This window comes from Vibrio sp. 1F255, assembly GCF_041439145.1.
Classification (GTDB): domain Bacteria; phylum Pseudomonadota; class Gammaproteobacteria; order Enterobacterales; family Vibrionaceae; genus Vibrio; species Vibrio crassostreae_C.
On the sequence record NZ_JBGONQ010000033.1, the window covers coordinates 34,129 to 53,614 of the forward strand.

The following is a 19,486-nucleotide window of genomic DNA, read 5'->3' on the forward strand; positions in this document are numbered from 1 at the left end:
ATCCTCTTTTTTGTTATATAGAAGTACTTTCATATATTGTGCCATCTAATAAATATTATATTTTCAATAGGTTAAAATGTGTCTTTTAGGTTTTCTCATTTTGACAGGCAGTTTGAGATACTTTTGAGACGCAAACTGTGAGTGCTGCGAGGATATAAATCGGCCAGTTGAAGCCTTGAGTCAAAAATGTACCCGACACGATTGTTCCAATCAGACCTGCATAGATCGCATAGGCGACCGCATTGAGTTCGGGGGCGATTTCTGTGGCCGAGTTTTTTAACCTCGTTAGCGTAGAGCGAGAGGTTTTGATCAAAGCAACGATAAGGCAGACAAAAATGATCAGACCAATAAAGCCTGTTTCTGCCAACACACCAAACCAGGTACTGTGAACGGCGTGATTCAGTCCGTCCCAATGCGAACTGTAAAAGAAGTAGTTCGAGAAGAAGTTGTTCAACCCTACGCCGGTCAGTGGATTCTCAACTGCCATCTTTATTGCTGCTTCCCAAGCATAGATTCGACCCATTGCAGATTCATCGATACCTTGTTCAGCGGCACCACCAGAAGATCTGTCTGAGATACCAGCAACTAAATAGAGCACCACGGCCGCGAGAGTTCCCACTGAGATTAAGAGAACTTTAGAGCGCACTAGCTTCCACGCAAAAATACCAATCACCGCAATACAACCCAGTAATCCGCCACGGCTTTGAGTGGCAATAATGGCGGCGAGCAGTAACAGACAAACTAAGGCACTGATTAAACGTTTGGATCGTGAGATGCCAGTCGTGGTGGCTTGGCTTATTGTAAAGGCGAGTGGGAACATCAGTACCAGTGCTAGGTCGTTCGGGTCACCTAACATAGAGCCAAAATCGCGGCCAATAGTCACGCGTGAGCCCTCGACAAGCCCAATACCATTTACTGAGTTGTACACGGCAATAGAGCTGACTAAAGCGCCAGCGTAGATAATCGTCATCGCGGTTTTTGCGAGATTTTCCGTGGTGTTTACTAGCCAAGTAATCGCAAGCGTCATCACTATAATTTTCCAATAAACGCCCTTGAATTCTGCTAGTGCTATTGGCCTGTTGGACGCGAAGATAATACCAATTAAAACCAATACCCAAAATATGGCGAGCCAATTTAAACAAGGGTGCCAGAAGATTTTAAGTTCTTTACTGATTAATGCATGCCATAGAAGAGCCGACAGAGCGCCTAATGAAAGCATCAGCGGTATTTTTAGCGAATAGAGCTGAGGTATAGCTTCGTGAATTCGGAAAAATGAAAAGACAACGAACAATAGAACTAACCAGAATGTTTTGTTTAACACGAATAACCCGGCCAATGGCACAAGAGCGAGCGCCACAATGACAGCAGGGTGAGGCACAAAGTACCAAACAACACCAAGCCCAACACACAAGGTGCTGATCGTGATGATGACTGGCAATCTATTGGCTTCAGGGTTGACCATTGTGACCTCTATTGGCAAATAAACTCTTTAGGACTCGGCTCGTAATCTTTTTAAGACGTAGTTACGCCTGATGTTAAAGATTGCAAAGTGAGTGCCAGTTATGCATTTTGTTTAACTTACTGATTTAATGTTGGATTATTAAGTGAGGGCGTAGCCTTGAGGTGAGTTTTGTCATTTTGAGAATCAGTATAAAACTGTCTAAAGTACTTAAATCATCAAGCCAAAATAACCAGTTATCGACTAAGGCTAGAATTAACGGTCGAGTTGATAGATTTCCAACAACTGCGGGACAACGGCTTGTGGAGAGTATTGGTTTTTCACGGTTTCTATCGCGTGACTCTTGAGAGAGTTACGTTGCTCGTTCGTCAATGACATCCACAAAGATAAAAACTGTTCTAGCTCAGCTTCTGAATTTGCAAGGTAGCCGTTAACTTGATGCTCGATGAGTTGAGGCAAGTTACCAACTGAGGTTGCGAGAACGGGAATGCCACGAATCATTGCTTCTAATGCCGCCATAGGTAAGCCTTCAAAGCGAGAAGGGATGATTAACAGATCGATTTGGCTCCAGACGTCGTCCATATTGGTCTGATGCCCATGAAAGGTCACATTATCAGGCTGCGATTTAACTAAGATGTCCATTTCTGGCCCGTCACCAAAAAGCTCAAACCGAACATCAGGAAACTGTTTGGCTAATGCAACAAATCGATCAGGCGCTTTTTCATGGCTCAATCGCCCCACAAAACCAACATGGAATGGGCTTGATGAAGGGGAGCTTGTTAACCCGGTTGGCATTTTAACAAAGTTATTCAATTGATGGGTTTGACTCGGCACTTTCGCTTTAATCTTTTCACTGACCACGAGCGACTGATCAGAAAGAAAACTGCTGTAACGGTCGAGCCAATCATAAAGCCATACTTTGCCTGTTGGGGTTTCACCTGCGTGATAAGTGGTGATTTGCTTTGTGTTGTTGAAACGAGGCGGAAGCTTGATTAACTTGCTGACCAAACTGGCTTTGTAACCATGAGCATGGATAAGCCTTGGTTGATAATGTTGAACTGCACGTTTCAGCTGTGTCGCGCTATTGCCATTTGAATCTACAGAACATGAGGCTAAATCGGAGAGGTAACTAAAAGGGATGTTCAGCGCATTCAACTTTTCAACGATGATCGCTTCAGGATTAAACTTAGTCAAAAGAACGATACGAACAGCCTCTGAATACTGAGCGCTTTCCGATATCAGGCCTTGTGCTAATTCTAAAACATGCGTTTCTATGCCTCCAAAAGTTTGGCTGTCGATCAACAGCCAAATCTCATGAAGGTTTATGTCGAGTACACCTTGGTTAGGCTTGATTGTACTCATCTTCCGACTCCCAAGCCTGTTTCTTACGATAAACAGTAGAAGGGCTAAGTTCTAACAGCACAGCAGCGTTTAACACATTCCCATCGCAATGATTGATGGCATGTTGAATGGCTTCACGTTCTATTTGCCACATTGGACGAATAGCACCTTCGCTTGTGGTAAATGCAGGCGTCATCGGCTCGTTGTGAGCTTGAGCAACTGACGATTGTTCCAACTCTTCCGGAGTAATCGGTGGCAACTTAGCTTCTGGTGCTTCAACAACTGCAGGTTGAGGCGCAGTTACTCGAATTGGTGTCACTGATTTAGATGATGGAGCGGCATCTACTTTATTAATCGGAGGCGGTAACATGTCTTTAGTCACGCTCGTTTCATTGTTCAACACCACGATGTTACGGATGATGTTTTGCAACTGACGCACATTGCCTGGCCACGCATAACGTTTAAGTAGATTCTGCGTTTCTTTGTCTATTGATTTGAACTTCTTCTTGTCTTGCTTCGCGTACAGTTTCAAGAAGTGATTAGATAGGGTGACAATGTCACTTCCTCGCTCGCGAAGCGGTGGCATTTCGATAGGCACAACGTGAACACGATAGTAAAGGTCTTCTCTAAAACGTCCTTCTTCTACTTCAACCAGTGGATCGCGGTTGGTCGCACAGATAATTCTGACATCCACTTTAATCTCGCGGTTGCCACCGAGTGGAGTAAACGTACCAGTTTGCAAAAATCTGAGGAGCTTCTTCTGCATCTCCAGTTCCATTTCACAAAGCTCATCGAGAAATAGGGTACCGCCATGCGCTTGCATTGCTGCACCTTTCCGGTCGGTTGTCGCACCGGTAAACGCACCTTTAACGTGACCGAAGATTTCACTCTCCATTAGGTCTCGAGGGATAGCGCCGCAGTTAATGGCCACGAAGGGTTTACCATTACGCTGACTCTCTTGGTGAATCGCTTCCGCACACACTTCTTTACCTGTACCACTTTCGCCGTTAATAAACACGCTGGCAGTGGTTGGTGCTACCGAATCAATGATCTTGTAAACCGCCTGCATGGGTAGGCAAGAGCCAATGAAATTATGAAAACGATCACGATCGAATTTGCTTTGCATGTTATCGACGAGGTTTTCGAGTTTCGCTCTTTTTAGATGCAAGCTAACAGAGGTCTTGAGTCGATCGGCTTGAATGGGTTTCTCTAAGAAGTCTTCTGCACCGCGTTGGATAAGGTCTACCGCGATGTTTACTGAACCATGCGCTGTCGCGATGATGACAGCGGTCGGTATTTCGTTAGCAGTAATCCAATCTAAGACTTCTTCGCCTGGCATGTCAGGAAGCTTAAGGTCGAGAATCACAAGCTGTGGAGAGTGCCTTTCAATGAAGGTCTTAGCTTCCGCGCCGGTTTCGACGTGGAAAATATCATAGGGCTCGTCTTTTACGTACTGCTTGTAGAGTACGGCGAGTGAGGTGGAGTCTTCAACTAACAATACCTTAGGGCGCATTGTGTATTCCTTTTGAAACTTTATCCTAACCAATCAATAACATAGTGATATGCAACCATCAATACGAGTCTTGTGTATTTGTTATCTACCACATGCAATCTTTTAAGAAGCGGCCTGTATAACTTCTCGCATTGCTGTTCATGATGGAGCCCATCTTATGGCGACTATATTAATAACGACTGTTTTGAGTTTTTAATCTGATACCGATAATGAACATGCAAAGCTAGCTGAAGCCTGCCTCTTTCCTTTCAAGCAAGGCTTTTATTGAACGCTCTGCGAGCTCTAGTAATTCATCAACTTGTCGAAATGCCGCATCATGACTCTGTTCTAAACATAGCTTTTCTAAAGCTCGAGCTAATTCACCCAAAGGGCGATTACCTAACGAAAGCGCTGTGCTGCCGAGAGTGTGGACCTCGAACTCAAGTGTTTGAGCGTCTTTCTGCGTGACTGCCTCTTTTATAGCGACCAAGCGTGTTTGTGATTCTTCGACATAATGGTCGATCAAGATAGGGATAATGTCCGCACTTGTATCGCGAATCATTTGCTCCAGAACGCTTTCATCGACAAGCTCGCTCACTTGTTGTGAGTTTAGATTTGTAGCTGCGTCTGACGCTAAAGTAGAATTCATCAAACTAAGTCCTTTTATTGAGCTTAATATCTGTTAATACTATTAAGTTTTAGTCATTTTCTAGAATAATTTCAACTGGTTGCCGTACAAATAGAGCATTTAATTGGCATCTCACTCATCTTGCTATTGGGTTTGTGACAAACCTAACGGACTGATTTTATTTTGTTTTCTCTTATGAAATATAAACTTAGGTGCCTATAAAGCCTAAGGTGCGGGTAGATCTCAGAAGAAAACGAGCCCGATACAAATAAAAAAGACCACTGCAGTGAATTAACAACAGTGGTCTTAGAGCGGGGTAAGCAGTTTGGGCTAATCTAAATAGCGATAATTTAAACAGCCGAGCTTTAAATCACGAAAAGTAGGACTACGAAGCTTTATCAATCTTTGGCTTTGGGTCGGCTTCTACTTCTTCCTCGCTACTTTCTGAGAAGATATCAGCAACAGCGCTTCTCTCGAGTTCACCTTTTAGATTACCGTCTTCATCAACAACTGGAAGAGAGTAGTCACAAGACATAGTGTCCGGTAGCACTTCTTCAATCACCGCATCTGGTAAGATGGCAGGGACTTCTTCGTATATCTCATCACTAAAATCATGTACCGATGAATCTTCAACGGCGTCTTGTAGACTTTCTTGTGTGACTAGGCCTTGATAGCCGTCATCTGTTACGTGATAAGCGTAATCGTTTTTAAGCATCTTCATTTGTGCCAAAGCACCTTCAATTGTTTCTGATGTGATTCGATACAGAGGAGGCTGCATAACGGTTTCAACGGTCAGTGCACGAGCACGGTTTACGTCTTTCACGAACGCTTCCACGTAATCATCGGCTGGATTTAGCAGAATCTCATGTGGTGTGCCTTGTTGTACTAACTCGCCGTCTTTCAAAATTGCGATTCTATCGCCTAGGCGGAGTGCTTCGTCCAGATCATGTGTGATGAAAACAATCGTCTTATGAAGCTTCTCTTGAAGTTCAATAAGCTGGTCTTGCATTTCACTTCGAATCAAAGGGTCGAGTGCCGAAAAGGCTTCATCCATTAACAAGATTTCAGCGTTAGTACACAGAGCGCGCGAAAGCCCAACACGTTGTTGCTGACCACCTGAAAGTTGCGCTGGGTATTGCTTGCCGTAACCTTTTAAGCCCACCGTTTCTAACCATTCGTTGGCTTTCGCTAAACGGTCTTCTTTTTTGATGCCTTGTACTTCCAACCCGTACGCAACGTTTTCAACCACAGTGCGATGAGGCATTAAGCCAAAGCGTTGGAATACCATCGACATTTTATGACGACGGAACTCTTCTAGCTGTTTAGTGTTGAGGCTCATCACATCAATGCCTTCAACCATGATTTTACCTTGAGTCGGGTCAATCAAACGGTTGAAGTGGCGAATCAGCGTCGATTTACCCGAGCCAGAAAGCCCCATGATAACGAAGATTTCACCACGGTTAATCTCAAGGTTGATCTCTTTCAAACCAACGGTATGACCCGTATCCGCAAGAATCTGATCTTTGTGTTCGCCGTTTTGAACTCGGTTCATAACAGACATTGGTTTCGGTCCAAACACCTTGTACAGACCACTAATTTCAATCAATGGTTTAGTCATGCTTGAATCCTCCTAAATGCGCATTAGTTCTTCTTGCGTACGCTTGTGAAGCGCGGTCAAAAAGGATTGCGAGGGCAACGATGGCGAAACCATTCATCAAGCCTAATGTGAAGTACTGGTTAGTAATCGATTTGAGAACCGGTTGTCCTAGGCCTTTCACACCAATCATGGATGCGATAACAACCATAGACAGTGCCATCATGATGGTTTGGTTAATACCCGCCATGATCGTTGGCATTGCTAGAGGAAGTTGAACACCCCATAAGCGTTGCTTTTTGCTCGCACCGAAAGCGGTAGCGGCTTCAAGGACTTCTTTATCAACTAAGCGTATGCCTAGGTTAGTTAGACGAATTACAGGTGGGATCGCGTAGATAACCACGGCGATTAGCCCTGGAATCTTACCGATGCCCAGTAGCATTACCACTGGAATCAAATAAACGAACGCAGGCATGGTTTGCATGATATCGAGCATCGGCGTAACAATTGACTGAGCTCGATTTGAACGAGCCATCGCAATACCAATCGGAATGCCCAAGAATATTGAAACCAAGGTACATACAGTGATGATACTGAGCGTCCGCATGGTGTCTTCCCACATTCCAAAGTAACCAATGAGAAGTAGAGAAGCAACACAGCCTAGAGCCAGTTTCCAAGAACGGCTTGCTGCGTAGACAAGGCTGGTACACACAGCCAGGACTATAATCCAAGGTGTTGAGATAAGGAGTTTTTCAAACCAAACGAGGAATGAAAGAAGAGGGTCAAAGAGAGATTCAATCATTTCGCCGTATTCACGGGAAAATTCACGGTATGCGCCATCTAGCGTCTTTTTTATGGTTCGTAAATCACCGCGTTCCATCTCTGGAAAGCTTGATAACCAATTGCTGTCAGCCATTTTATATCCTTATAGTTCGGAGCCACTTGTCCATGCGATAAGAAAATCGCTAATGAAAAGGCTCCGAATCATGAATAACATCAAGTATAGCGACGTTATTTCTGTTTTATTGTTGAAGCGTAATTACTTGTTATTAAATCAAGCTCTTACAGCTGAGCTTCAACTTTCTTAGCCACTTCTTCAGAAACCCATGGGTGCCATACTTCTGGGAATTCACTTAAGAAATGCAGACTCGCTTCTTCGCCATCAGCTTGGTTGTCTTCCATCCAAGCAAGTAGCGAGTTCATTTTGTCGTTTGTGAAACCACGTTTAGTAAAGTAGTCGTACGCTTCAGGAGCACGTGACGCAAAACTTTCAGTGGTAATCGTGTGGACAGGTGAAGGCGGGTACATGGTTGCTTTTGGCGATTCACAATCTTCTTTGGTGGTACAGTTAAGGAACTCTTCCTCATTAACGCCACTGCCAAAGTCGACTTTAACCATGTCGTATTTACCTAGAACAGCGGTCGGTGCCCAGTAGTAACCAAACCAAGCTTCTTCACGTTCATAAGCTTTTGCGATAGAGCCAGATAAGCCGGCACTCGAGCCTGGATCAACAATCGTGAAACCGCTGTTTTCTAGCTCAAGAGCATTAAACAAGTTTCCGGCGCTGATCTGACAGTTCCAGCCTGCAGGGCAGCTGTAGAATGCAGATGTATCTGGGTCTTCAGGGTGTTTAAATAAGCTTGCGTTTTTGCGTACGCCTTCGATGGTTGCCATTTCAGGGTACTGTTTTACTAGGTAAGCTGGAACCCAAAAGCCTTCTTCGCCGCCGTTCACAAGTGCTTTACCTGCGTAGCGAAGACGTTTTTCTTCAACACCTTTATCTAATGCGTCTTTTAAGCTGTTGCTCCAAAGTTCAGGTGCAACATCAGGCTGGCCTTTTTCGATCATAGACGTGCCTGTTGGCATAGTGTCGCCAGGGATAAGTTCAGCATCACACCCATAACCATGTTCAAGGATGAATTGGTCGATATTGGCGATCAGTGTTGCAGAGTTCCAGTTCATATCTGCGATTGTTACGCTGCCACATTCTCCAGCGTTAGCATTACCGCTGGCTGCTGCTACTAACAAAAATACGGAGCTTAACTTGTATTTCATATTGAGTTTCCTTTCTCTTTAATAATACAACTAAGGTAACCAAGGTAAATTGATTATCTAAATTGCTCGATGGTGATCCTTTCCGTGTATTTGAACCATTTGAGCAGAAGGAGGGATGGGTGAAGTTTGAATAGATAAACGTGCAAAGTCAGTGAAGTGTGATTTGCCAATTCATCCACTGTGTTTCAACAGCCATCGGATAACTTTGTCAAACTATTACAAATTCGTCAAAAACCACCTCTATTTATAATCTTAGGAAATAATCGTACGAATTCCATCTTTGATGCGATTTACATGGCACTTTAACCGTCTGTGTCACATTACCGCTAAAGTTAGGTATGGGGCTGTTGATTTCTGAAGGGATTTACAGGTGGTAAGACCATGGTTGGCGTGTGTGAAATGCGTTGAATGGTTTTTAAAATCTTATTTTCAATAATAATTTCGCCAAAAACACCTAATTTGGTTTTGGGGTATTTAGAGCTGTCGCGTCTTGAAGTTTAATAGGATAGGTGGCTGTCATGGTATTAATGACAGCTATACAGTTACGTAAGAAAGCTATAGTTGTACAAGAAGCTATAGTGGCACGAAAAAGTTACATCGGCAGGTTTAAAAACTCATTTTGATACAGCTTGTTTGCCAAGTTATCGCGAAGTTTAGTTGGAAGGAATTTCATTCGATTGATTTGTCTGACCAACTCTTGTGCAAAGCTAGGCTTTTGTTTCATGTTCATCACGCAGCCCATTAGATTGATACTTTGTGCATCAAGCAGCTTTTTCGCTTGTTCTAGGTGGTGACTCGACGTTTCTCCATAGGCGACAACAATTAGTGTACTGCCACAAGCGCTCGCGACAGACTGCGCCGGAATATTGCCTTTGTTTATGTTGAGAAGCGGTGAGGTATCAATGATGACTCTGTCGTATTTCTCTAACCATTTGTTGACCACTTTTTGTAACGTTGTCGGATCTTTATAAGCCAATTGCGTTGAAGCAACTTGTGGAGCAGGGACACCGATAAACGTACGCTGAGATTCAACATGTTCTATCAGTTGACCTTGCTGATTATCTTCTAGCATATTCAAATCTTTGAAAGCAGGGTTGAATAAGTTGAGATCAACATAAAGCGTTGAATGACCCGCAAGAAGAAAACGCTCGGCTAATGCGGTTGCAATAGATGTTACGCCGTCACCTGAATGGCAGGCGGTGACGCATATTGATTTTTGGCCGTTAAGTTCAGAAGCTAAATACAGTTGCTCGACTTCGGCATGGGTCGCTGAAATTGTCATTATAAAGCTCCTATTAATACGATGGTGGTGGTGATACGCAGTATGTCATCAAGTCCGACGCGTGCTTTTTCAATAAAGCTTTCGCGACGGTCTGGGATGTAAATCGTGTCACCAGCGCGTAGCACCGGCAAGTTGTAAATGTTCGCCGTTTTGCTGAATTCAACAAGGTCAAAAGTACGAGCCTGACCTTGGCAGCAAGACATATTGACGATGGTAATTTTTTCTACATAAGCATTGTCGGTAGGTCCTGCTGCTTCTGCCAGAATATCTAGAATGGTCATGTTGTCGTTGAACACATAACGCCCCGGATTGTTAATCGCACCAAGCACACGAACGGTTTCTTCTTTCGGTGTATCTAACCAGTTTTTGCCTTTCTCTGGGATGTAAATCGTGTCGCCAGTGGTTACGTTTGGCAGTAACGATTCGTCACCGGTTTCAAAGTACAGTGATAAGTTAAGTTTGCTTACTTGCGAATAGGTTTTGTCACGATGCGTTACTCGAACGTTGTGGATGTCGGCATCCTTTGTTGGACCGTCAGCCGCAGACAAGATATCAAGGAAGTGCATGTCTTTGGTGAAGCGGTAACGACCGGGTGCATTCACTTGTCCAAAGATGTAGATCGAAGCATCAGAGCTTTGACGAACCCATTGTGATTTATTGTCTGAAGGATCTTGTGGCAAGTCGTGAACACGCACGATAGAGCCCGCTCGAATTTGTGGCATTTGGTCACGTGGCGCACCATTTCGAATAAAATCATCAAGGTTAAACACAACTAGCTTTCTACCAGTAACAACTTCGATTTTCGATGTGTCAGCGCGTAGCGTAGGGCCACCGACGTGTGCCAATAATCCCATGAAATTCATTTCATCTGACCATTCAATACGACCAGGTCGATTCACCTCACCAATCACGTTAACTGCTCTGTCTGGCGTGATTTTCAACCAAGACTTCTCGTTCATGTCGGTTTTCTCGGGAACGAAAATCGCGTCACCAGCTTTGATGCTAGGAGGGTTAGAGTTAGGTAAGCCTTCAGTGTAAGCCGCTAAATCGAATTTAAGCACTCTGCCATCTGCTTTGATAACACGGATTTGTCGTGACTCTGCAAATCGAGTTGGGCCGCCCGCATTCGCCAAGATATCCATAAAGGTCGCGTCTCTTTTGCCTTCAAAAGCACCAGGGGCTGCGACTTCGCCCATTACGTAAACCATGTTGGCGCCGGATTTGATCTCTTCTTCTTGCTTGGGAACGAAAATGGTCGCACCCGGGCGTAAAATTGGAAGCAGACTTTCGTCACCAGAATCTAAGTAACGTTTTAGGTTGAATAGCGTTGGGGTGTTGTTCGAAATCACTCGGATTTGCTCAACACTGGCATAACGAGTTACGCCGCCCGAACGCATAAGTACGTCGACAAGGTCGGTGTTCTCTTTGTAAGTGAACGAACCCGGCGCGTTCACCTCACCAAACACTTTGATGGAGTTACGAGAATCAGCACTGTCACCTGAGTTAGCAAGCTTTGCTGCGTCAAACTCTTGCTCGATGTTACCGACTAATGGAGAAGCTGGAACGAATAGTGAATCCAGTGATTGAAGAGTAGGTAATGCTGACTCGTCTCCTGAATCAAGGAATCGTTTGTAGTTAAACTCTTTCTTATCTGCGCCTCGCTTAAGAATCAGCTTATCCAGTTGCGCGCCCGGGCGTAAACCACCCGCAGCGTAAAGTGCCATTTGGATGCTAGAACCTAATGAGAGCGTGTATTCGCCAGGCTGTTCTACATAACCTTGCACGTAGATGATGATTTGCTGCTCTTTTACATACACTGAAGCGTTCGAAAGATCTTTGTAAGCGGTTGCCAGCGACTCTAGAACGACTTTGTTAAGCTGTTCGCTGTCGTAACCCGCAACAAACACAGCGCCTACTTCTGGAAGAGTAATACGGCCACGCTTATCCACTTGGAACCCCGTGTTTAAGGTACTTTCACCGGGTACGTTAACTTGGATTAGATCACCGACTTGAACCGCGTCTGAAAACTCATCGTTAGCATTGACGACATTCGCAAAGCATAACGATAGGGTGATGATAAAAGCGATCAAGGATTTCATAATCCACCTCCCATTTTCTCGGCATTCTTAGGCGAGACAATTTCAATACTTACTCGGCGGTTCGTTAAACGCGTGCCGTCGGATTCACCTTCAAAAAGAGGGACGGTTTCGCCAACAGAGACGGCTTTGATTCGTTGAGCGCCTAGTCCAAAAATAGTCAGGTAGCGTTCGACTTGTTTCGCTCGTCCAAGTGCTAACTTGTCGTTGTATTCTTCGGCACCCGTTGCATCAGCATGGCCGGTAACCACAAGGTCTAGAGATTTGTGTTCTTTCAGTAAACTGGTTGCTTCCGCAAGTCTTCCCATATACTTCGGGTTTACTTCAATCGAATCTTCCGCGAATTGGTTGTCAACATTAAGCAGGTCATACAACTGTTCAATAACCGACAGTTGCATTCTAAATTGATTTTCATTTTTTGGTGGCTCACAGCGGGCTTGTGAAGTTACGTAATCCAGTTGGACCTCAAGTTCATTTAGGCGTTTTCTTTGGATCACTAAGTCGTTGGCTGCATCCAGTAGTAGACCGCCTTGAAGTTCACGAGCAATACGATTTTGCTTTTCGATTGCTTGAACAACAGCAGCTGGGAAACACCAACGAGCACCTTCTTGGATCAAAGCATCAAGGTGCAATTTAGCGAGCTGCCAATCAAAGCGTAATCCATGTTCTGGACCAAGAGGCTCGTCTGGCATGACAGGAGAGAAGTCTGAGTTTTGATAGTTAATAGAATCGTAACTTTCAGCCAAACCCCCTGTGCCTTGTTCAGGATAGCTAGTACAGCCACCCAGAACGAGAGCGGACAGAGAAAGGGCTATGTAGTTTTTCAGTATTTTCATGCCAACGTCCTATGTTTCTAATTTTTCTTATTATTTTTTGTTACTTCTAGCTTAGTGGGTCTTCATGAATTTGCAGGATTTTTTGAATTTACTGGGATAGCGTGGCCAATACGTAGTAGGTTCATAATTTCAAGAGGCTGACCAGTCACATTTTCAAGTCGCATGTTGCGTTCGCGCTCAGTCAGACGTTTGAACATATAAACAATCGCGCCAACACCAGATGAATCTAAAAACTCAACCTGGCTAAAATCAACTTCGATATCAGGGTGACCATCGTTAGAAATCACATCATCGATGTCGGTTTGTGCATCACGACTGCCTGCTGCATCCAGATCACCGAAAATAGAAAGTGTCAGTGTCGTTGTGTTTAAATCAGTCTTACGTAGTTCCATAGCGATATCTCCTTTTAAGTATGTATGGACAACTGCACTGAATGTGCCAACTTTTATGTTGTTATTTTTCAATAATTTATGTTTAGTATGAATTCCTATCTCAAATTGAGAAAAGACGTTTCTCAATATGAGAACTAAAAACGGCGGAATATATGAGAGTTATAGATCATTAATTTAATGAATAAATGAAAAGGTTAGATAAGGTTGATGAGTGGATCGCATCTTCTAGCAAAGGTTGTCTACCTACGTGTCAGAACGCTTAGGATTAAAGGCGTTTGTTGACTACTACAGATATCAATACGGAGCAGATGATGAGATTAACTAAATTGGCGATAGCAACTCTATGGGCGTGTTCGCTTTCTTCTCATTCATCCTATTTACCTCCCGACCATTTGGTACTGGCCAATACATACCAACAAGGCATTGATGTTTCTGAATACTGGAAGAGTGAAAAGCTTGATGGGATTCGGGCTCTTTGGGACGGACAACATCTTTATACACGCAATGGTAATCGCATTTACTCACCCAAGTGGTTTACTGAAAACTTGCCTAAGGTCCATCTCGAAGGAGAGTTGTGGGCAGGAAGGGGCAAGTTCCACCTTGTTCAATCTACCGTTCTCGATCATACGCCGAGTGACACAGCATGGCGCCAAATCGATTTCATGCTGTTTGATATGCCAGGCGCTGCGGGAGATTATCAAAAGCGCTATTACAACATTTTGCATTGGGTAAGCGTGATTGGAGAATCTCATGTCAGCTACATAGAACATGTACCAATTCACAGTGAAGAGGCTTTGTTTCATCAACTTGATAATGTCGATGAGCGTAATGGCGAAGGTTTGATGCTTAGAAAAATCACCAGTCGTTATCAAGCAGGCCGAAGTAATGATTTGTTAAAACTGAAAAGGCATCATGATGCCGAAGCCACAGTTATTGGCTACAAGGGTGGGACAGGGAAGTATAAAGGGATGATGGGTTCAATCTTGGTTCACACAGAAGAGGGTGTGGAATTTTATATAGGCAGCGGGTTCAGTGACCAAATGAGACTCGCACCGCCAGAGATCGGCAGCCGTATTACCTTTCGTTACAATGGTTTTACTCAAAACGGAAAACCCAAGTTTGCGCGCTTTGTTCGAGAGAAGAGTGAATATTAAGGCAGATACGATCTACCTGACCATTAAACGAAAAAGAGCCCTGAAAATCAGAGCTCTTTTTTTTATTCGAAATCAGATAGACCGACTTAGCGAGTACGAATCTAGCGAGAACTAAATTCTAACTGAACGTCATCGTCCTGCTTGTGCATCCAGTGTAGACGCATACCTAGCATAATCGCTGCTGATGTTAGACCGACAATGAAACCAATCCAGAAGCCGTGCGCGCCCATAGGTTCAACAATCCAATCTTTCATTCCTAAGATGTAGCCGATAGGAAGGCCAAGCAACCAGTAAGCAACGAAGGTAATGTTGAAGATTGAACGCATGTCTTTGTAGCCACGCAGAGCACCTGCAGCGATAACTTGGATGGCATCAGTACATTGATAAACCGCCGCGAACAACAGCAACTGCATTGCAACGGTAATTACCGCAGTGTTCTCTGTGTAAAGTAATGCAACCTGTTCTCTGAACAGGACAGTTAACGCCGCTGTCATTAAGGCTGTCACTAAACCAACAATGATACCTACGTGTGTCGCGATCTTAGCGCCTTCGGTGTTGTTTTCGCCCAACTTATGCCCAACACGAATACTCACGGCTGCACCGATACTCATTGGAATCATGAAGACCAGCGAAGAGAAGTTGATCGCGACTTGGTGCGCGGCAACAATCAACGAACCCAATGGTGCAACTAACAGAGAAACCACCGCAAACAGAGTTACCTCGAAGAAGATAGCGGCCGCCACAGGGAAACCAAGTCTAAACAGACGAATTTGAGCTTTAAGTTTCGGTTTATGGAACGTACCGAAGATGTTGATTTTCGCCAAACGCTTTGATGTTAAAACGTAAGCGAACAGTAGTGCAAACATCACCCAATATACGATAGCCGTTGCAACGCCACAGCCAACACCACCCAGAGCAGGAGCACCAAGTTTTCCGTATACGAACATCCAGTTCAGCGGGATGTTTAATAGCAAGCCAATAAAACCAATCACCATCGCAGGCTTGGTTAAAGACATACCATCGGTAAAGCTTCGCAATGTTTGGAACAACAAAAACGCAGGTACAGCAAACATCACCGCATTCATATAGCCGATGGTCTTTTCCGCCATGAGTTGTTCAATGTCCATCCACTCCAATATCAATTGTGTTTGAAAAAGCACACCAATGATTGGAAGGGAGATGACGAGCGCTAAAAATGCGCCTTGTTGAATTTCGAATGGAATTTTTACTTGTCGACCAGAACCATTCAGTTGTGCAACGACAGGAACCAACGCCATCAATAGACCAACACCAAATAGGATTGATGGTAGCCAGATACTTGCTGCAATCGAAACCGCCGCCATATCGATAGCACTTACGCCACCGGCCATTACGGTATCAACAAAACCCATTCCAGTTTGTGCAACGGATGCGATCAATACTGGGGTCGCAAGTTTAATTAGATTCGAGGATTCTTCTTTGTAACGATGCACAAACAACTCCAAATAAGAGGGAAAATTAGAATAATAGTGTAGGAAAGGACATTCTGAAGGAATCAGAGACAATGATCTTAAGCTTACACTGGACGAATCATAAAGAAATGTCACAATAACTGCTATGAAAAACTGTTACTAGAATGCTAAATAGGAATCTTATGTTTACAGGTATCGTTCAAGGCATGGCAACACTGGTTGCTATAAACAAAAAAGAGTCGTTTCAAACTCATACCATTGAGCTAAGCGATGAAATGGTTGAAGGATTAGCCATTGGTGCTTCAGTAGCTCATAACGGTTGTTGCTTAACGGTAACGGAAATTTCAGGTAACCAGATTGCTTTTGATTTAATGCAAGCGACATTGCGATTGACGAACTTAGGCCAACTGAATGTTGGTGACAAAGTGAATGTTGAGCGTGCAGCAAAGTTTGGTGACGAAATTGGCGGGCATAGCATGTCTGGCCACATTACTCTGATGGCTAACCTAGTCGATGTGATTAAAACAGAAAACAACCGTACGCTTTGGTTTGAGCTGCCTCAAGAATCAATGAAGTATGTGTTGAGTAAGGGTTACATCGGCGTTGATGGTTGTTCATTGACGATTGGTGAAGTGGAAGAGAACCGTTTCTCTGTTCACCTGATCCCAGAAACACTGAATCGTACTCTGTTTGGCGGCCGTGAAGTAGGCGACCAAGTAAACATTGAGTTTGATCCTCAAACACAAGCGATTGTTGATACTGTTGAACGCGTACTAGCAAACCAAAAATAGTAGTAGCGGTTTATCAACAGCATTTGCCTAAAAAACGCTGACTAAGTAAGAGTCGCAGACATTAAAAAAGAGCAAATTGAGTGCTCTTTTTCTATTTGTGTGTCTCTGCGTTTTTCTAGGCTAGCCTCAAAATCGAGGTGTAGAGCCAACTCGACAAGAGAGTAGGTGTTAGAAGACTTGTTCGTCGTCTGCATCAATCGAGAGATTAATCCTGTCTCTTACCTCATCTACCTGCATGTCGAGGTGAATGGCATTGCAACATGCTGGGCAATCGTCATAAAAATCTTGGCTCCCATTAGAAGCATCAAGCGTTATGCTGATGGCATGCCCACAGTGGGGGCAGGAGACATGTTTCTCTGTGTATTTATGCATCGCGAATTCTCCTCACTGTAACTTGTTCCAATCGTAGTCGCTTTATAGAGCGACTTAGCTCGCTGTGATTGGTATTAAACGGCCTGTATCTTCTGAATGCATGCTTCAGTGTGTGCTAAATATTCGCCGCCAAATTGATTGCAGTGGTTAAGAAGATGGTACAAGTTGTAAATGTCTTTCCGATCAGTATAGCCCACGTCGAGTGGATTGACGCTCTGGTAACCTTCATAAAACTCTTTAGGGAAACCTTCAAACAATTCCGTTAATGCCAAATCGCATTCATGGTCCCCCCAGTAACAAGCCGGGTCGTAACAGATTGGCCCAAAGGCTGAATTTGCTACATTGCCATTCCAAAGATCCCCATGAAGCAAAGAAGGGCGAGGGTTGTGGCCAGCAAGACGCATATTCACCACATCAACGATGTCATCGATATCACCAAACTCGATGCCTTTCTCTTTGAGCAGTTGCAGTTGGAAACCAATGCGTTGCTCAGAGAAAAAGCGACCCCATTTCTTATGCCAAGGGTTGGGTTGAAGTGTGCTGCCGATATAGTTGTCTTGGTCGCAACCAAACTCTTTTTGCTCGCCCCATTGATGAAGCCGCGCAAGCTGAACGCCGAAATCGAAGCTATTGTTGCCCGTCTCGAGCGGTTTGGTCGGCAAGTAATTCAGAATAATGAACGAGCACTCTTTGGTTTTGCCAATAAGCACCAACTCAGGAACGTAAACAGTGGAGGTTTCTCTTAACAAGCGTAAGTTCTCAGCTTCAATTTCAAACTTAGGTAAAAATTCTCGCTGATTCACTTTCACAAAGTAACGCTCATTACCATCGCTGATCATATAGCAATCGTTAATGTCGCCACCAGAAACCTTGGTACGTTCAGTAATCTGAAAGTTAAATAGAAGAGTATCTGAAAGTTGTTGAGAAATGGCCTGCCACATAGGAAATCCTCAAAGACTGAAAGTTAAAAAGATTGAAGGTTAGAAATACTGTTTGTTTAATAGCAATAGTTTAGGATAAATCTGAACAATTTATAGACGCACTCGTCAATGTTCTTAGCTCTTCTTCATCTTACGTAGAATCAATTGGCCGAATTGTGAACTCGAACTGATTCAAGCTCTTTGAAATACAAACATAAATTGAAAACCTGACGTGATGAAATAGTTTGGAACTGGTCTCACAATCGAAACGGTTTTGAACGCCACAAACTGGAAAAGAGGTTTGAACTTGTTATTGTCTAGCGACTAAATCAAATGAGCTTTTGGAGTAAGTTGAAAGGGCTATTGTTAACTGGCGCAATACTTTGCTTCAAAGTTTGTCTTACACTTCTTTAGCGTGAATTTACTTATGTCGTAAGTAGGCAGGTATACCACATAAAGCTATATCGATTTAATTTTAAGCTGAAATACTAACTAGGATCATTTAAATGTAGTTTTGGGCAATAAAGTGATGACAAATAGCTTCATTTACATAGTATTAGGCAAGTACGTATTAATCTGCTCTAGAGCTTAAAACGGAGAATTATTGTGGTTGTAGAAACCGATGGCTATTTGGCTTTAATCGAGCACCTATCATTCAACCTTGATGTGTTTACCAATAGTAATGGTGATACTGGAAACGAAAGTGTCGAAGACATTGTTACCGACATGATTTCAACAAACATCATGGCTATTTTCGAGCAAAACCCAGAGTTGCATTCGAGCGTTCGTTTTCAACTTTTGAAAGAAGCAGATGCCGTAGTAGCGGATCTTGGTGAAGTATTAGCGGGTGTGTGGGCTAAGAAAGCGACTAACGAACAAATTGTATTCCTCGATGAGTACATCGCGTTAGTGAAGAACCTGTTTGATACTGCTGTTGCTAAATACGATTAACGGTTTGTTTGCTCATTTATCGTCGTAATTAATCAGCATAATAACAACGGGCGTTTAAGTCGTATCTTTCTAGAGTTACCTCGCTCAGCGGTTTATCTTTCGAACCGCTATAAACGCCTAAAGTGCCAAAACTTGGATGCCCAGTAAGGGTTATCTAACCTAGAAATAATGACACCTTTCGATGTCGAGGCATGTAGAAATTGGTTGTTTCCTAAATAAACGCCTACATGTCGCACCGTCATCGAAGTCTTGAAAAACACCAAGTCACCGCTTGTTGCCTGCCCATACGCAATTTCTTTTCCCTTTTTACTCTGGTCTTTTGTGGTTCTTGGTAGAGCTTGTTGAGTCGCATTTTGCACGGCGATTTGAACAAAAGCAGAGCAATCTATACCTCGAAATGAGGTCCCACCGAAATGGTATGGCACGCCTTTCCACTGTTCATACACGCTCATATAAGCGTTTGTAGTCAATTGTTCTGACTTTGATAGGGGTTTCTGTGCGGTTTGACTAAGCTGAGAAGGCGAAGGTGACGAGCTACAAGCAGCCAATGTTGCTAAAGTTATTGTAACTACAGCCATTTTTCTGATTTTCATATGTAACTCTTCTGACAAAAAACTGAAATAAAAACGTCATCAAGGACTTCTAGTATACGACCTAACTTAAGGATATCTC

General features: G+C 43.6%; 18 protein-coding genes. 3 read left to right on the forward strand and 15 right to left on the reverse strand.

Features of this window, described 5'->3' with window-relative positions:
• Window positions 1-85: 85 nt before the first annotated feature.
• The 11 genes from ACED41_RS17390 to ACED41_RS17440 form a co-directional block, all read right to left on the reverse strand.
• Window positions 86-1,462 carry an O-antigen ligase family protein gene (locus ACED41_RS17390; RefSeq protein WP_371725345.1) on the reverse strand — a complete coding sequence of 459 codons (1,377 nt, stop codon included), beginning with the start codon at window positions 1,460-1,462 and terminating at the stop codon, window positions 86-88.
• A 252-nt stretch (window positions 1,463-1,714) separates the two neighbouring features.
• Window positions 1,715-2,821 carry a glycosyltransferase family 4 protein gene (locus tag ACED41_RS17395; protein ID WP_017063896.1) on the reverse strand — a complete coding sequence of 369 codons (1,107 nt, stop codon included), beginning with the start codon at window positions 2,819-2,821 and terminating at the stop codon, window positions 1,715-1,717.
• Window positions 2,802-4,313, reverse strand: coding sequence for a sigma-54 dependent transcriptional regulator (locus tag ACED41_RS17400; RefSeq protein WP_017059588.1), 1,512 nt, complete (start codon window positions 4,311-4,313; stop codon window positions 2,802-2,804). Before ACED41_RS17400 ends, ACED41_RS17395 begins: the two co-directional genes overlap by 20 nt.
• 223 nt (window positions 4,314-4,536) lie before the next feature.
• The gene (locus ACED41_RS17405; RefSeq protein ID WP_017059589.1) at window positions 4,537-4,941 is read right to left on the reverse strand and encodes an Hpt domain-containing protein; all 405 of its coding nucleotides are present in this window, start codon (window positions 4,939-4,941) and stop codon (window positions 4,537-4,539) included.
• 364 nt (window positions 4,942-5,305) lie between these two features.
• Window positions 5,306-6,538, reverse strand: a complete 1,233-nt coding sequence (locus ACED41_RS17410) for a glycine betaine/L-proline ABC transporter ATP-binding protein (protein ID WP_017059590.1) — start codon at window positions 6,536-6,538, stop codon at window positions 5,306-5,308.
• Complete coding sequence (locus ACED41_RS17415) at window positions 6,531-7,430, reverse strand: proline/glycine betaine ABC transporter permease (protein WP_017059591.1); 900 nt, start codon at window positions 7,428-7,430, stop codon at window positions 6,531-6,533. Before ACED41_RS17415 ends, ACED41_RS17410 begins: the two co-directional genes overlap by 8 nt.
• A 146-nt stretch (window positions 7,431-7,576) precedes the next feature.
• The gene (locus ACED41_RS17420; protein WP_017059592.1) at window positions 7,577-8,569 is read right to left on the reverse strand and encodes an ABC transporter substrate-binding protein; all 993 of its coding nucleotides are present in this window, start codon (window positions 8,567-8,569) and stop codon (window positions 7,577-7,579) included.
• A gap of 592 nt (window positions 8,570-9,161) precedes the next feature.
• Window positions 9,162-9,851, reverse strand: coding sequence for a chromosome partitioning protein ParA (locus ACED41_RS17425; protein ID WP_371725346.1), 690 nt, complete (start codon window positions 9,849-9,851; stop codon window positions 9,162-9,164).
• Entirely contained in the window at window positions 9,851-11,950 is a 2,100-nt protein-coding gene (locus ACED41_RS17430) for an SLBB domain-containing protein (RefSeq protein WP_017067079.1), read from the reverse strand. The genes ACED41_RS17425 and ACED41_RS17430 overlap by 1 nt, the downstream gene beginning before the upstream one ends.
• Window positions 11,947-12,783 carry an OmpA family protein gene (locus ACED41_RS17435; RefSeq protein ID WP_371725347.1) on the reverse strand — a complete coding sequence of 279 codons (837 nt, stop codon included), beginning with the start codon at window positions 12,781-12,783 and terminating at the stop codon, window positions 11,947-11,949. Before ACED41_RS17435 ends, ACED41_RS17430 begins: the two co-directional genes overlap by 4 nt.
• A 62-nt stretch (window positions 12,784-12,845) precedes the next feature.
• Window positions 12,846-13,175: an STAS domain-containing protein gene (locus tag ACED41_RS17440; protein ID WP_371725348.1), complete on the reverse strand. Its 330-nt coding sequence runs from the start codon at window positions 13,173-13,175 to the stop codon at window positions 12,846-12,848.
• Between the two features lie 311 nt (window positions 13,176-13,486).
• Here ACED41_RS17440 and ACED41_RS17445 point away from each other — a divergent pair, with 311 nt between their 5' ends.
• Complete coding sequence (locus tag ACED41_RS17445) at window positions 13,487-14,329, forward strand: DNA ligase (protein ID WP_065584423.1); 843 nt, start codon at window positions 13,487-13,489, stop codon at window positions 14,327-14,329.
• A gap of 101 nt (window positions 14,330-14,430) precedes the next feature.
• Here the strand turns inward: ACED41_RS17445 and ACED41_RS17450 are convergent, their stop codons facing one another.
• Complete coding sequence (locus ACED41_RS17450) at window positions 14,431-15,801, reverse strand: MATE family efflux transporter (protein ID WP_102333327.1); 1,371 nt, start codon at window positions 15,799-15,801, stop codon at window positions 14,431-14,433.
• Between the two features lie 161 nt (window positions 15,802-15,962).
• Between ACED41_RS17450 and ACED41_RS17455 the strand changes: the two genes are divergently transcribed.
• Entirely contained in the window at window positions 15,963-16,571 is a 609-nt protein-coding gene (locus ACED41_RS17455) for a riboflavin synthase (protein ID WP_017065861.1), read from the forward strand.
• A gap of 168 nt (window positions 16,572-16,739) precedes the next feature.
• On the opposite strand, the gene ACED41_RS17460 is transcribed toward ACED41_RS17455, so the two are convergent.
• Both ACED41_RS17460 and ACED41_RS17465 read right to left on the reverse strand, forming a co-directional pair.
• Window positions 16,740-16,943 (reverse strand): CPXCG motif-containing cysteine-rich protein, encoded by a 204-nt coding sequence (locus tag ACED41_RS17460; RefSeq protein WP_004733789.1) that lies wholly within the window; start codon window positions 16,941-16,943, stop codon window positions 16,740-16,742.
• A 74-nt stretch (window positions 16,944-17,017) separates the two neighbouring features.
• A complete protein-coding gene (locus tag ACED41_RS17465) occupies window positions 17,018-17,884 on the reverse strand; it encodes a fructosamine kinase family protein (protein ID WP_017059601.1) in 867 nt (288 codons plus the stop codon).
• Between the two features lie 585 nt (window positions 17,885-18,469).
• Between ACED41_RS17465 and ACED41_RS17470 the strand changes: the two genes are divergently transcribed.
• A complete protein-coding gene (locus tag ACED41_RS17470; RefSeq protein WP_010440912.1) occupies window positions 18,470-18,814 on the forward strand; it encodes a DUF3802 family protein in 345 nt (114 codons plus the stop codon).
• Window positions 18,815-18,921: 107 nt separating this feature from the next.
• Here ACED41_RS17470 and ACED41_RS17475 read toward each other — a convergent pair whose 3' ends face one another.
• Window positions 18,922-19,407, reverse strand: coding sequence for a C40 family peptidase (locus ACED41_RS17475; RefSeq protein ID WP_017059602.1), 486 nt, complete (start codon window positions 19,405-19,407; stop codon window positions 18,922-18,924).
• Between the last annotated feature and the right edge of the window lie 79 nt (window positions 19,408-19,486).